This window comes from Paenibacillus pabuli, from assembly GCF_039831995.1.
Lineage (GTDB): Bacteria > Bacillota > Bacilli > Paenibacillales > Paenibacillaceae > Paenibacillus > Paenibacillus pabuli_C.
In genome coordinates this window covers 87,199-101,863 of sequence record NZ_JBDOIO010000004.1, presented here as the reverse complement: position 1 = coordinate 101,863, position 14,665 = coordinate 87,199, and the positions used below count along the sequence as shown (strand labels likewise).

The following is a 14,665-nucleotide window of genomic DNA, read 5'->3' as shown; positions in this document are numbered from 1 at the left end:
CCCCCGCAAATGTATTATTTCACATCTTTGCCTGTCCACAGGGACACGCGGTCTTTAACCCATACTGTATATTGTTTCTCCATTTCCACTGCACCTGCTTTATCCAGCTCAGCGAGCATGTCATCATACACTTTATCGAAATTCGCTGGCGTTGTCAGAACCGCTTCTGGAATCCGTTTACGTACGATGTCCTGAGTTTTTCTGAACGTTACGTCATAATCTGTACCTGAAGGTACAGGCATGTTGTATGCCGCTCCCCATTCTTTGAGTGGAAGATCCTCTTCAGACGGGTAGAACTCTTTCCAGGTTGTAATGCCATAGGCTTTGAGCGTTTCCTTCTCAGCCGCTGTATAACCAGCCACAATCTGCTCAGGGAAGTTGGTTGTGTAATAGTTATCCGTTGAATCCTTCACACCATCACCATATCTTGCACTGAAGATATTGTAGAGACCAATACCTGTTTCTTTGCTAAATGCGGAGTTATCGTTGGTTTTACGATCCTGCACATCTTCAGGGATAACACGTTTACCATTCTCTACATTATAGTGTTGGCCCTCAATTCCCCAGTTTCTCAGCACTTGGCCTTCGTCCGAAGCAAGCCAGTCCATGAATTTGATAATACGAACTGGGTCTTCCGCTGCAGTGGTGATTCCAATTCCGTAGCCGTCAAATCCAGTTGGCTGGAATGTGTGATCCACGATATCCTCGTTCAGGGATACAGAGAAGTGAGCGTATGTGCTGTCGTCCTTGCCTGCACCTTTCAGTGCATTTTCAGCTTCTTGATAGTTCCATTCTTGGTCAATCAGACCGAGGACACGGCCGCTGGCAATTTTGGATTTGTATTGGTCGTCTTTTTGAACAAATGTATCTTTGTCAAGCAGTCCTTCGTTGTACATTTTGTTCAACCAACGGAAGTATTCTTTTTCCTCCGGACGTTTATAGTGCAGCATCGCTTCATACGTTTCAGGGTTGATATAGTATTCACCGTCATCCGGTGCACCTGTTGCCTGGAATGCCGGGTTCGTTACGGTAATCATGATCTTCCAGTCATCCGCATTCAATGTCAGTGGAATGGTTGGCTGACCATCGATCGTTGGATGCTTCTCATAATAGGCTTTCAGTACGTTTTCGTAATCCTCAAGTGTTTTTACCTCAGGGTAGCCGAGTTCTTTCAACACCTTTTGTTGAATTTCAAAACCGCCTGTAGCGTCAAACGTCATATTATCTACACCCATATTGGTTGGGATCGTGTAGATGGCTGGGTCTTCCGTGCTGTATTTCAAGCGATTCATCTGATCGCCATAGATTTTCTTCAAGTTCGGTGCATGCTCCTCAATCAGATCCGTGAGGTCAATCATCGCACCAGCATCTACAAGCTTAGACAAGTTACCTTTTGGGAAAATGATATCAGGATAATCACCGCTGGCAGCCATAAGACCAATTTTTTGATCGCCACCATTGTTTACATCGTATTCTGCTTCAATTGTAACGCCTGTTTGCTTGGTAATTTCCTTACCAACTGCATCTTGCATCTTGTTCCAAGTTGGACTTGCATCAGCACCAAAAAAAGTAAATGTAACCGGATCGGTACCGGTTGATTCTTCAGAAGCACTTTTGCTTCCCGAATTTCCGCAACCAGCAGTAACCAACAGCGCACTTGCGAGCATCAACATTGCAAAAGTCTTAGGTGTGTTGCCTTTCATTTTGCCTCTCATTGTCTAGTTCCCCCTATTATTATGAAGGTTTTATCTGTATAACAGGCTAAGCCTGCGAATACCACATTCGAAGCGCATTTCTGTATGCGCTTACCAAAACAACATTTCATACTTTTTGTAAACATAAAATACGCTGTTACAATCAAACCATTTTTAATGCTTTTAACAAGGATAAAACGTTTTCGAAACTATGTTTAAAACGCTTACTGAAAGTGCTTACATCAATGATTATATGCTATCCTTACCGTCCCGTCAACAACAAAAAAAGGCCTTCTGCAAAGGCCTCCTTCTGTATATCAAAAGCTTTAAATTAATATCCCGGTTTCTGAAAGTTTCAGAGTTATTTCACATCTTTACCAGTCCAAAGTGCTACACGTTCCTTCACCCATACGGTATACTGTTTCTCCATCTCTACTGCCCCTGCTTTGTCGAGTTCAGCTAGGAGGCTATCATAGACTTGGTCGAAGTTTTCAGGCTTCGCCAGAATGGCTTCAGGAATCCGTTTGCGGATGATATCCTGTGTTTTCTGGAAGGTTACGTTGTAGTCTGTATCCGATGGAACCGGCATATTGTACGCAGCGCCCCAGTCTTTCAACTTCAGTTCATCTTCGGATGGGAAGAAATCCTTCCATGTTGTAATACCATATGCTTTCAACGTTTCCTTCTCAGCTGGAGTGTATCCTGCCTGGATCTGTTCAGGGAAGTTTGTTGTGTAGTAGTTATCCGTTGAATCCTTCACACCATCGCCGTATCTTGCACTGAAGATGTTATATAGACCAATCCCGGTTTCTTTGGTAAATGCTGAATTGTCATTGACTTTGCGTTCCTGGATTTCGTCAGGAATGACACGCTTGCCGTTTTCAACGTTATAATGTTGACCTTCAATTCCCCAGTTTCTCAGCACTTGGCCCTCATCTGATGCAAGCCAATCCATGAATTTGATGATACGCACCGGATCTTTGGCCGTTGTTGAAATCCCGATTCCATACCCGTCGAATCCAGTTGGCTGGAATGTGTGATCCACGATATCCTCGTTCAGGGATACAGAGAAGTGAGCATATGTGCTGTCATCCTTGCCCGCTGCTTTGAGGGCGTTTTCAGCTTCACCATAGTTCCAGTCCTGGTCAATCAGACCGAGTACGCGACCACTGGCAATTTTGGATTTGTATTGGTCGTCTTTTTGAACAAATGTATCTTTGTCAAGCAGTCCTTCATTATACATTTTGTTCAACCAACGGAAATATTCTTTTTCTTCCGGACGTTTATAATGCAGCATCGCTTCATACGTTTCCGGGTTGATATAGTATTCACCGTCATCCGGAGCACCTGTTGCCTGGAATGCCGGGTTCGTTACGGTAATCATGATCTTCCAGTCATCCGCATTCAATGTCAGTGGAATGGTTGGCTGACCGTCGATCGTTGGATGCTTCTCATAGTAGGTTCTCAATACGTTTTCGTAATCTTCAAGTGTCTTTACTTCCGGATATCCAAGCTCTTTTAGTACCTTTTGTTGAATTTCAAATCCACCGCCGGCATCAAAAGCAACGTTATCTACACCCATGTTGGTCGGAATCGCATAAATAGCCTGGTCTTCCAAGCTATATTTCAGACGATTCATCTGATCACCATAGATTTTTTTCAAGTTTGGTGCATGTTCTTCGATCAGATCGGTAAGGTCAAGCATTGCGCCTGCATCTACAAGCTTCGATAAGTTCCCTTTAGGAAAGATAATGTCAGGATAATCACCGCTGGCAGCCATCAAAGGTATCTTCTGATCCCCGCCATTATTCACATCGTACTCTGCCTCAATCGTAACACCTGTTTGTTTGGTAATCTCTTGGCCGACTGCATCCTTCATATTGTTCCAGTTTGGACTTGCATCTGCACCAAAGAATGTAAACGTGATTGGACTCGTTGTATCCCCTGTATCCTCTGGTGTTTCTGAAGCAGTAGTACCTCCTCCTCCACAGCCTGCCGTAATGGCAAGTGCACTTGCGAGTAGAAGCATTGCGAATGTTTTTGGTGTTTTGCCCTTCATGTATAATCCCCCTTATGGATAAAATGAAGCTATCTATTGTATAACAGGCTGGCCTGCACATACCGGAAAGTGAGTGATTCTCAATGTAAATCTTTAGTTTTTATTACTTTAAAAGCGCTTACTAAATGAGTTTAAATTTACCTTAATTAATTTATAAACCTGATATATTCCTTTGTTTTAGACTTGAAGGGAAAGCCGTTAATGTCTGTCACACCAGTGATGTAAGTGCTTTCATACTTGAATCATAATCGCTCGGAAAGTCCTTGTCAATAGTGAATTTACAAAATTGAAAACGTTTTTTAGAAAACGTTTTAGAACTAAAAGGAGAACCCAGGTTTCTGGGTTCTCCTCTTTGAAAAATGAACGTCTCACACGTGAATCATTATTGAGCTTCACCATTCCACAATTTAACGCGATTTTGGACAAGCTCAGTGTATTGTTGCTCCATTTCTTCTGCTCCGGCCTTGTTAACTTCTGCAATCATTCCATCGTAGATGCCGTCAAACTGATCCGGGGAACTGAGAATAGCCTCCGGAATTCGTTTACGGATAATATCCTGCGTTTTCTGGAAGATGACGTTGTAATTGGAATCACCTGGTGTTGGCAAATTGTATGCCGCTCCCCATGGCTTAACCGGGAATTCATCTTCACTCGGGTACAGGTCTTTCCAAGTTGTTACACCATACGCTTTCAGTGTTTCTTTCTCTGGCTCGGAATAAGCTGCTACGATCTGTTCAGGGAAATTCGTGGTGTAATAGTTATCCGTCGAATCTTTAACCCCGTCTCCATAGTGACCGGACATATTCGTGTAGAGACCAATACCCGTCTCTTTTTGGAATACGGCAGCATTGTTTGTCTTTTGATCCAGAACATCGGCAGGAATAACGCGTTTGCCATCCTTCACTTCGTAATGCTGGCCTTCAATTCCCCAGTTCATCAACACTTGACCTTCTTCAGAAGCCAGGTAATCGAAGAATTTGATTGTACGAACCGGATCTGGATTCGTCGTTGTAATCCCTACACCCCAGCCGGATACGAAGCCAGTATCCTGATAGGAATGATCCTTGATGTCCTCTGACAGTGTCACCGGGAAGTGTGAATAGGTTGCTTCAGGCTTGCCTGCCGCTTTCAATGCGTTCTCTGCATCGGAATAGCCCCAATCCTGGTCAATAACACCAAGCACACGTCCACTTGCGATCTTGGATTTGTACTGGTCTGTTTTTTGTACGAAGCTGTCCTGATCAAGCAATCCCTCGTTGTACATTTTGTTCAACCAACGGAAGTACTCTTTTTCCTCTGGACGTTTGTAATGAAGCATGGCTTCATACGTTTCCGGATTGATGTAGTATTCACCGTCATCCGGTGCACCCGTTGCTAGGAAAGCCGGGTTCGTTACCGTGATCATGATTCTCCAGTCATCCGCATCCAGTGATAGCGGGATCGTTGGTTGACCATCAATTGTCGGGTGTTTCTCTTTGTATGCCTTCAGCACATTTTCGAAATCCTCGAGCGTGCGTACCTCAGGGTAGCCCAGTTCTTTCAATACACGGTGCTGGATACCGAATCCACCGCCTGCATCAAAGTACTTCTGGTCTACCGCATAATACGTCGGCAGCACATAAATGGCCTGATCCTCATTACTGTATTTCAACCGGTCCATGTAATTACCATACAGCTTCTTCAGATTGGGAGCATACTGGTCAATCAGATCTGTCAGATCCAACATGGCTCCTGCATCTACCAGCTTGCTAAGCTCTCCTTTGGGTGACACGATATCGGGATAATCGCCGCTCGCTGCCATTAAGGATATCTTGTCCTGACCACCGCTGACGGCAAATTCACCGTTGAGTGTTACTCCTGTTTTCTCCGTGATAACCTGGCCTACCTCATCCTTCATGCCATTCCAGTTTGGACTGGGATCGACGCTAAAAAAACTGAATGTGAGCGGAGACGTGTCACCACTTGTGTCTTTAAACGACGTTTCACCGCCAGTTCCTCCACCGCCACAACCTGCGAGCAAAGACATCGCAAGTACAGGAGCCAGTGCCCCTTTCATTTTAAAACTTGCCATAATGGTAATCCTCCCTGTTTCATATGTCTGTCTTATCCGGGACTTTTTTGTCCCTGTCTATAGCTTCATGAATGCCGCTCCGCAGCCCTATACGGTGAGGCGCCAACCAGTTGGTCACGCCTCGGGCACCTGATGCTTTTTTTAGTTTACGGCTGCTCATTTTGGCAGCTCTATAATGTTGTTTATGCTTTTACTGCACCCAGTGTCATACCGCCTACAAAGTACTTTTGCAGGAATGGATATACAACCAGGATTGGAACGGTAACAACAATCGTAATGGCCATCTTGATGGATTCTGGTGAAATCTGTGTCATCTGCTGTGCCATGTCATTGGCATTCCGTCCAGCACCAGAACCTTGCTGTGTACTTTGCAGTACTTTCATCAACTCATACTGGAGTGTTGTGAGATGTGCCTTGGAACCGTTGTACAGATACGTATCAAACCATGCGTTCCATTGACCGACTGCCAGGAACAATGCAATCGTTGCAAGTACCGGTTTACAGAGTGGCAAGATGATTTTGTAAAAAATCTTAAAGTCATTTGCACCGTCCAGCTTAGCGGACTCTTGCAGTGCATACGGCAATCCGTCAATGAATGAACGGATGATGAATACGTTGAATGCACTGATCATGCCTGGCAATACATATACCCAGAATGTACCGATCAGATTCAGGTCACGCATCAGGATGTACACCGGAATCAGACCACCGGAGAAATACATCGTGAGCGCCAGTGTAGTCGATACGAATTTTCTCAATTTGAAGTCAGGACGGCTCAGTGTAAAGGCGATCATGGATGAACTGATCAGACCGAGCAGTGTACCCACAATCGTACGCAGAATGGAAATCTGCAGACCTTGCAGCAGCCCATCATATTGGAAAATCGTTTTATAGTTTTCCAGCGTAAATTCCCGCGGCCACAAGTATATTCCGCCACGTACGGTATCTGTTGAGTTATTCAGTGAGATCGCAAGCACGTTCAGGAATGGATACAGCGTCACGACGAGCACCAGCGCCATCGCGATATAATTGAATATATCGAACAGTTTATCGCCCCGTGTAGCATTGAATGTTTTGTTCGCCATAATGTTTCCCCCTCCCTACATAATGCTTTCTTTGGTGAATTTTTTGAACAACCCGTTCGCTGTAAACAGAAGGATGATACTGACAACGGAGTTGAATATACCTATGGCTGTACCATATGAGAATCGTCCCATATTCAAACCATAATTGAGTGCGTAGAGATCGAGAACTTCCGAGTAGTCTAATACCAGACTGTTTTGCAGCAACATCTGCTTCTCGAAACCGATACTGATCAAGTGTCCAATGGACATGATGAATAATACGGAAATCGTGGTCCGGATACCTGGAAGTGTGATATGCCACATTTGTCTCCAGCGGTTTGCTCCGTCTACACGGGAAGCCTCGTACAGCTCTTGGTCAATACCCGTAATTGCCGCCAGATAGATGATGGCATTCCAACCGGTTTCCTTCCACATATCTGAAGCGGTTACAATGTACCAAAACAGGTTCCCCTTCGCCATGAATTGGATCGGCTGATCAATAAGATTAAGGCCCATCAAGATGTCGTTGACAATCCCTCCATCGGTGGAGAGCATCTTGGTAATGATCCCGGCTACAACGACCCAGGATACAAAGTGAGGCAAATAGGAAACGGTTTGGACCGTCCGCTTGAATAGCATGCCCTTCATTTCATTCAAGAGAATTGCAAAGAAAATCGGCACGACAAAACCCACAATCAGCCCCATTAAGCTCATTGCAAGCGTATTTCGAAGTACCAGATAGAACCGGTCATCGCTAAACAGCTCTACAAAGTGTTTAAAACCAACCCATTCTTGTTCGCCGAACGATCTGGCTGGTTTATAATTTTGGAAAGCCATCGTCCATCCCCATAGTGGCAGATAGTTAAATACAAAAACCCAAACTACGAATGGCAGTGACATGAGATAGAGATACTTCTGCTGCTTGATGCTATCCCAAATTCCGTTCCGCCGTTTGTTCGCTGGCGGCTTGGGGTTACTGCTTCTTTTCGCGGAAGCGGATTTTTTTGTTAGCGTTTCCATCTCCGTTCCCCCTCCTCTGTTTTATAGATCCATCATAACTGATAGAGCGTTTTCAAAATACCATCTGGATTTTAGAGAAAATCATATAAAAATTAGATATTAGCCCATAGAATTCGACATTATCCGATCAAAATCGGGTATATTATGGCCTTTCATCTACAATATACGCCATAAAAAGGTAGAGATATTTTAAAAATGTTAATTTCCGAAAACGTTTTATAGTAATCGTTTACTTTCATTTTTAGAGAATAGAAAAAGGACCTGTATCAGGTCCCCGCAATCATAATGTGAACTGAATGGTCTGCAGCTTGACAATGCCCAACAATTCGGCAGCCGATATCGTGGCAACAGGATCGAATTGATCTCCCAACAAGTACGCGACCATCTCCTGAAACAGGAAGGCAACCTCAGGACGCTTCATCATGGAAACATTGGCAAAGGGCAATGACGATACTAGGAGTTTCCCCCGCCCCACTCTAACCTCAAAAGCATATGCCAAACGTTTGGCTCTGTGAAAATGATCAATGACTTCAATTAATGGACGTACCCCGTGCAACGAATCAATACATATTGCAGGAGTACCATTAACCAGATGGTACCAATGCCAATCGGAGGCCTGATCATGAGGGAACTGGCCGAGCACAGGCATGTGTTCCTGCAGGTTCATTCCCATCGTTGCTCCAGACTGCGTTGCAAACATGAGATAATTCCAGAATACAGGCAGATACTTGGTGTTTACCGCATCGTATAATTCATCCGGTTTGACCTGAAGCCAGACACTGCCACCATTCATCAGATAATCGAGTACGTTGGGTGTAAGTGAAGAAATGATCACCAGATCCATCTCACCTTGGCTGAGTAAGTCTTTTCCATCCAGATGATCCACCTGACGATAATGGGAATCCACTAAAAATGGCTGCAGCTCATCCACGCTATTCCAGATCCGATCAGTTCGATCGTGAGGATGATAATGAGGAAACGACCAACCGTGCCAGACATTGGCGGCCATGCGCTGCGAATTGCCTGATCTGATCTCAGCTTCAATCACAAAGGCCGCAGCCCCCTGCTTGGGCGCCTGAATGGTTAGATGCCCAAGCGAAACAACGGAGCCACAGCTAATATCTCCGTATGCCCACTCGCCTTCGTTCTCTACTATATTGTTGCGGATAAGCTTCCAATGGATCGAGGCATCTACTATGGGCTTCTCTCCATAATGGGATATGCTGGCTTCAATATGAACGGGTTCTCCTGCATAGTAGGTCCGCTGACGAGCCCCCAGTAAGAGTACAATGCTATCGTTAAACTGCTTGAATGCTGCTGGTTCCACTATTCCCTTGCTCCCCCAGAACACGTCCAGAACTCCTGTTGTCGCATGTCCTTGTCCAGGGAAGTCACGGATATCAAGCAATTGGTTGCCCGCAGCATCCGGTGTGCGGCGAACCCGCTCCATCGCTTCCTTTAACGACCGCATCAGATGGATGCCACTAGCGTGCTGGAAGTCTTCCACATCAGCCGCCATGCCTCTGCGCGCAATGGACTCCTCAATCGACTCCAGCCAGCTTGGGCGCAGAACGCCTGTGTACTTCTCCCGCTCCTGAGGGCGTACGTACATGGTGAACTGTGCATGTTCATGCCCAATGACCGGATCATCCGTAAGCCGGGTGACATCATGGTAATCCAGCGTGGTGTCCGGAACCGCAGACAACTCTGACTCCAGTGGAGGATGCCAGTTCAGTGACTGGATATAAAAATCTGCACTTCGGCCTTGAGCCGGCAGCTGACCAAAGCCTGTATTATCCGTATATAACCGGGTTGGGTCCAGAGTACGAGCGAGTTCTACCAGATCATTCAACTCTGGATGGCCGTTAGCCCCGATCAGCTCATTCCCCATTGAAAACATGACAAAGGAGGGATGCGTGTGCAGCGAGTATAATAATTCCTTTAATTCACGGGTCAGGAATAGCATAATCTCCGCTGGTGCCTTCACGTCACGGTCTACAAACCATCTCGACCAGTGCGGAAGTTCAGCCTGGACAAGCATGCCCTCTTCGTCTGCGGCCTCCCAGAATGGACGAGGTGCACTCCAGCCATGCAGACGTACATGATTAAACCCATAGGATTTTGCCGTACGGAACTGCTGTACATAATGCTGCTTATCCCAGACCGGGTAACCCGTTAACGGGAAAATGCAACAATCAACGTATCCACGTAAAAAAACAGGCACATTGTTCAGCTCAAGCTTTTTTCCATTCGCTCTGAAGGAACGCATGCCGAATGTCTTTTCCACTCGATCCAGCTCTCGCTCCTCATCCTGCAAGGAGATAATGATCTGATATAACCCCGGGGACTTATCTGACCATAGGACAATGTCCTTCACCTGGCCAAGATCAAGATCCCATTGCTCACTGCCATAACTTCCTTCAAAATGTTGATCCTCAGTCCGAAGCGACATTGAACTAATTGTGCGGCTCTGCCTCGGAAGCCAGCTTCCGTCAGGGTGCCTAATATCAATATGAAGTTGACATGTCCTGGATATTGTTGAGACGCTAGCGCTTACATCATATCGGATTGCTACAATCCCTTTCTCTGCGTTAGGCTGGATATGCAACTGCTCGATCCGACAACGTGGCAGCCGTTCCAGATAAGCTCCGCCTGTAATTCCGCCCCATGCTGTTGCCGTATGAATGGAATGAATATGACTTCCGGCCAGTGGCAGCTTCATCGTGTTATCCACACGCAGCTCGAACCGGTTTTGCGTTCCCGAATGGATTAGGGATGTAATATCCCACTCCTGTGCAACAAGCAGACTGTCACGCTGCCCGGCATGATGTCCGTTTACCCAGAGATCTGTTGTCCACCTGACTCCATCAAGTCTCAATACATACTGGCAGTCCGGCTCTGACGCTACCAGATCCACTGTGGTCGCATACCAGGCAGCACCCTCGTATTCACGTATCTTGGTCCACGTATCCATCCTGAGATAATCTGGCTCATTCCCATACCCCTGCTCTTCCCAGGAACCTGGAACCTGAATTGTTCCCCATACCAATTCATCAGAAAGGGGCGGCCTCCCGTTATTGGCAAGATCTGCTTCAAGACAGAACTTCCAGGTTCCCTTCAGGTCAAAGGTATGGCGAACAGCTTGTACATCCGATGATTTCATCTGATTGTCTCTCCTTGTCCGGAATAAGATACCACCAGTTTATGATGTACAAATGGAAGACACCATTGCTTATATAAGGAAGAGGATGGATTATATAATGATGCAAACTAGACTTGAATAAGGTCGGAAGCGAAAACGTTTTATATTAAAAGATATGTGAAGTTAACATCTCAAGAAAAACAGAGCCTGTTTGACCTGCGATTAGACGCCATCAGGCTCTTCGGGCTGATCTTTGAATTGGGATCTAGCATGTTTGTATGCTGAAGGAGACTCCCCTACATACTTCTTAAACTTACCGTGGAAATAGTCCACATTGGCATACCCCACTCTTGCGGCGACCTGATGTACCTTTAAGCCTTCATCAAGCAGTTCTTTCGCTTTTTCCATTCGAACCTTGTCCAAGAATGCGTTGAAATATTCTCCCGTGTGGTTTTTGAACAGCTTGCCCAGATAACTGCTGTTATAGTTGAACACCTCGGCAAGAACCTCCAGCTTGAGATTTTCCCCTGGATTACGCCGAATAAAATCAATCATTTGTTTTAGCGCCGTATCTTTACTGCCGCCGCCCATGCGCTGAATAAGACGGCTTAGATGACCTTCTGCCATAACCTTGAGATCAGATACCGTTAATTGATGATATACTTCGTTAATCAAGACAGAATGTTCCTGCATGATCGACTGCATGTGCTGGTTCGATGCAGCCAGTTTGTTGATTGCCATGGAGAACACCTGTGAGAACGCCGTCTTGATTGACTGCTCTGTCCGATAGTAAGGAACAATTCGTTCTTCGATCTCGGCCAGTACCCGAATCACGGACTCCATGCTGCGTATGTCGAGCGCATAATACAGCTTGTCTGCCAATTCCGACTCACCAGACTCAGCGCTTTCATCTTCGCCGATCATTGAAGCAGCCTTTCCTTCAGCAGCAAGCTCTTCATTCCATAACATTATACGTTGTTCGGTAAATAGAAAACGTTCTGCAAGCAGCCCGTTAGCCTGTTGATAGGACCTGACAATCTCGGAAGTGGTATTGGCCGGTTCACCTGCTGCCCCGTACATCGTAATGTTCCATTCTCCGAGCAGCCTCTTCAGTTCATCGTATAGATGCTCGGCAGACGAAGTCGATGTAATCGGATCCTTGCACAATAAAGCAAGACCCGAATGGTAAGAGAAGACGATTCCCCGATCTTTTTGATCAAAGGCCTCTGCCAGTTTGCGTTTAACTACACCTCCACGCTGGACATCAGGCGCAGCATGCATCTCAAGCAGCACGACCTGATATTGTGGCCACTTCAATCCAAGGGCATCCTCATCGATGGGACCGACGCCTTCCAGGTTATCAAACAAAAGTGCCTCGATCTGATGCTCCCGATATGCCGTATCTTCACCTGCATGCCGTGCCAGCGCCTCCTGTTCACGTGTAAGCACTAGAGCAATACGCTGAAGCTCGCCAATAATCTCCTCTTCATCCACAGGCTTGAGCAAGTATCCATCCACACCGAAACTGATTGCTTTCTTGGCATAATCAAAATCGGCATAACCACTCAAAATTAAAAAATGTGATCCGGGATGTTGTTTCCGCACCTCTTCGATCACGTCCAGTCCGGTCATGCCGGGCATCCGGATATCTATAATGGTCAAATCAGGTTTAAGCTCATCAAATCGTGTAATGGCCTCCCGTCCACTGGCTGCTGTAGCGATCACCTCAAATCCATACGCTCCCCAATCGATGATCGTTGTCAGACCCTCGCGTATGCTCGGTTCGTCATCCACCAAAAATACTTTATACATGCTGTTCCCCTCCTGAAGGTAAGTCAAAAGCAATCTCTGTTCCTTCCCCATACACACTCGTAATTTGTAATCCGTATGGTTCACCGTAAGTCAGTGTTAACCGTTGATGCACATTGCGCAAACCAATCCGGCTCTTCTCTTGCTCCTCCGGCCCGCGGATAAATTGCATCACCTCTTCAAGGCGCTCTGGCGTGATACCTGCACCATCATCCTTGACGCGAACCTTCACCACATCATTTACCAGACGAATATCTATATTGACATGGACCGTTCCCTCTTTATTCTCCAATCCATGCACGATGGCATTCTCCACCAGAGGTTGAACGATCAAAGGCGGAATGTATATCTTCTCTGCTCCGGGATCGATATGAATCTGAAAGGCAAGCCGATCCCCGTAGCGGAATTTTTGAATTTCCAGATAGGAACTCACCATTTCGAGTTCAGCCTGAAAAGTTGTCTTTCCACTGCCAATTTCAAGGCTTTTGCGCATCAGTTTACCGAGGAGTCTGACGATATTGGCAATTTCGGCCTCCCCTTTGATATGAGCTTTCATACGAATGGATTCCAGAGCGTTAAACAAAAAGTGAGGATTAATCTGACTTGCCATCATTTTCAGTTTAATCTCTTTCTGCGCGATTTCCAATTGGTTGTTCTGCTCGGTCGTTTCAACGACCTGAGTCATGAGTTCGTTTATGCTTTTGACCATGTAATTGAATTGTCTCGATAATTGCCCAATCTCATCATCCCCGTCGATTCTGGACGTCACATTCAAATCCCCAAGGGCCAGCTTGTTCAGATGCTTGCTAAGACGAAGCAGCCTGTTCGATGTAAGGAATGAAATAATATATACAAGTAAAAGGGCAATGATTAAGACAAGGGAGATAAAGAGCATACCGATCAAACTGATTGTGTTGGCATCCTTGACGATATCTTTGGTCTCAAAGACCGAGATCACCTTCAAGCTGTTCATACTCGACACAGGACGCAGCTCATCGATAACGATATTGGACGGCTCTCCCTGAAAGTCAGCTTCCAGTGTTCCTTTGGCCTGATTCTGTAAATCCACGCCAAAATCCAGCTCATCCAGCGTTTTGCCAACCAGATCCGTATTTTTGGCAGCCACAACATAACCCTGCTCATCCGCAATCAGCGTTTCAAAAGGTTCCTGTCGAAGCAATTCATTGAGCTCATCCTGATTAATTTCAATCAGCAGTACTCCCTCGGTGCGATATTCAGGAAAAGGGACTTTGCGCACCAGGCTGAGTTTATGAACCGGATTATCTTCCTCGTCCGGAATGTAGAACCATCCCGTGTTCGTTGATAACAGCGCTTTTTGGTACCAGTAACTTTCCTTCGTCTGTTCATTCAACGGAATGAACTCGAGATTGTTGATCAGGGTGGGATTATCAGAATAAAAACGAATGCCTGCTATCTCACGGTACTGTCGCTTGTATTCCTGAAAATCCTTATAGGCCAAATAAGCGGAAGTCAGTTCCATTACGCTGGAATAGCGTTTGTTCACAATCTCTTTCAGGTCGTTGTTGAACATAAGAATATCGGAAATATCAGTCGGCACACGCAGCAATGTGGCTGTCTGGCTCTTAATTTTGTCCACGTTGTTGATCGTCTGTCCAATGGCATTATCGAGTGCCTGCTGCCGGAAGTATCCGGTCACGGCAAGACCAATGATCAGAACCGGAATCATGACGACAAGTACATAGGAAATCAGCAGTTTATGCTTCAATTTGAGATTGTTCGATACACGTATAAACCTTCTTAACATATCTGCACCTTCCGTCATCC

The 14,665-nt window shown here is 45.8% G+C and carries 8 protein-coding genes; all 8 read right to left on the bottom strand.

Annotation, left to right across the window (positions count from 1 at the left end):
* Positions 1-14 precede the first annotated feature (14 nt).
* The 8 genes from ABGV42_RS19990 to ABGV42_RS19955 all read right to left on the bottom strand — a co-directional run bounded on the left by ABGV42_RS19990 (position 15) and on the right by ABGV42_RS19955 (position 14,645).
* The gene (locus ABGV42_RS19990; protein WP_431523661.1) at positions 15-1,715 is read right to left on the bottom strand and encodes an ABC transporter substrate-binding protein; all 1,701 of its coding nucleotides are present in this window, start codon (positions 1,713-1,715) and stop codon (positions 15-17) included.
* A 340-nt stretch (positions 1,716-2,055) separates the two neighbouring features.
* Positions 2,056-3,753, bottom strand: a complete 1,698-nt coding sequence (locus ABGV42_RS19985) for an ABC transporter substrate-binding protein (RefSeq protein ID WP_347383383.1) — start codon at positions 3,751-3,753, stop codon at positions 2,056-2,058.
* Positions 3,754-4,135: 382 nt separating this feature from the next.
* The gene (locus tag ABGV42_RS19980; protein WP_347383382.1) at positions 4,136-5,824 is read right to left on the bottom strand and encodes an ABC transporter substrate-binding protein; all 1,689 of its coding nucleotides are present in this window, start codon (positions 5,822-5,824) and stop codon (positions 4,136-4,138) included.
* A gap of 182 nt (positions 5,825-6,006) precedes the next feature.
* On the bottom strand, positions 6,007-6,909 hold the full coding sequence (locus ABGV42_RS19975) for a carbohydrate ABC transporter permease (protein WP_347383381.1): 903 nt from the start codon (positions 6,907-6,909) through the stop codon (positions 6,007-6,009).
* A gap of 15 nt (positions 6,910-6,924) precedes the next feature.
* Complete coding sequence (locus ABGV42_RS19970; RefSeq protein WP_347383380.1) at positions 6,925-7,908, bottom strand: ABC transporter permease; 984 nt, start codon at positions 7,906-7,908, stop codon at positions 6,925-6,927.
* 280 nt (positions 7,909-8,188) lie between these two features.
* The gene (locus ABGV42_RS19965; RefSeq protein WP_347383379.1) at positions 8,189-11,071 is read right to left on the bottom strand and encodes a glycoside hydrolase family 2 protein; all 2,883 of its coding nucleotides are present in this window, start codon (positions 11,069-11,071) and stop codon (positions 8,189-8,191) included.
* Between the two features lie 201 nt (positions 11,072-11,272).
* On the bottom strand, positions 11,273-12,862 hold the full coding sequence (locus ABGV42_RS19960) for a response regulator transcription factor (RefSeq protein WP_347383378.1): 1,590 nt from the start codon (positions 12,860-12,862) through the stop codon (positions 11,273-11,275).
* Positions 12,855-14,645 (bottom strand): sensor histidine kinase, encoded by a 1,791-nt coding sequence (locus tag ABGV42_RS19955; RefSeq protein ID WP_347383377.1) that lies wholly within the window; start codon positions 14,643-14,645, stop codon positions 12,855-12,857. Before ABGV42_RS19955 ends, ABGV42_RS19960 begins: the two co-directional genes overlap by 8 nt.
* Positions 14,646-14,665 lie beyond the last annotated feature (20 nt).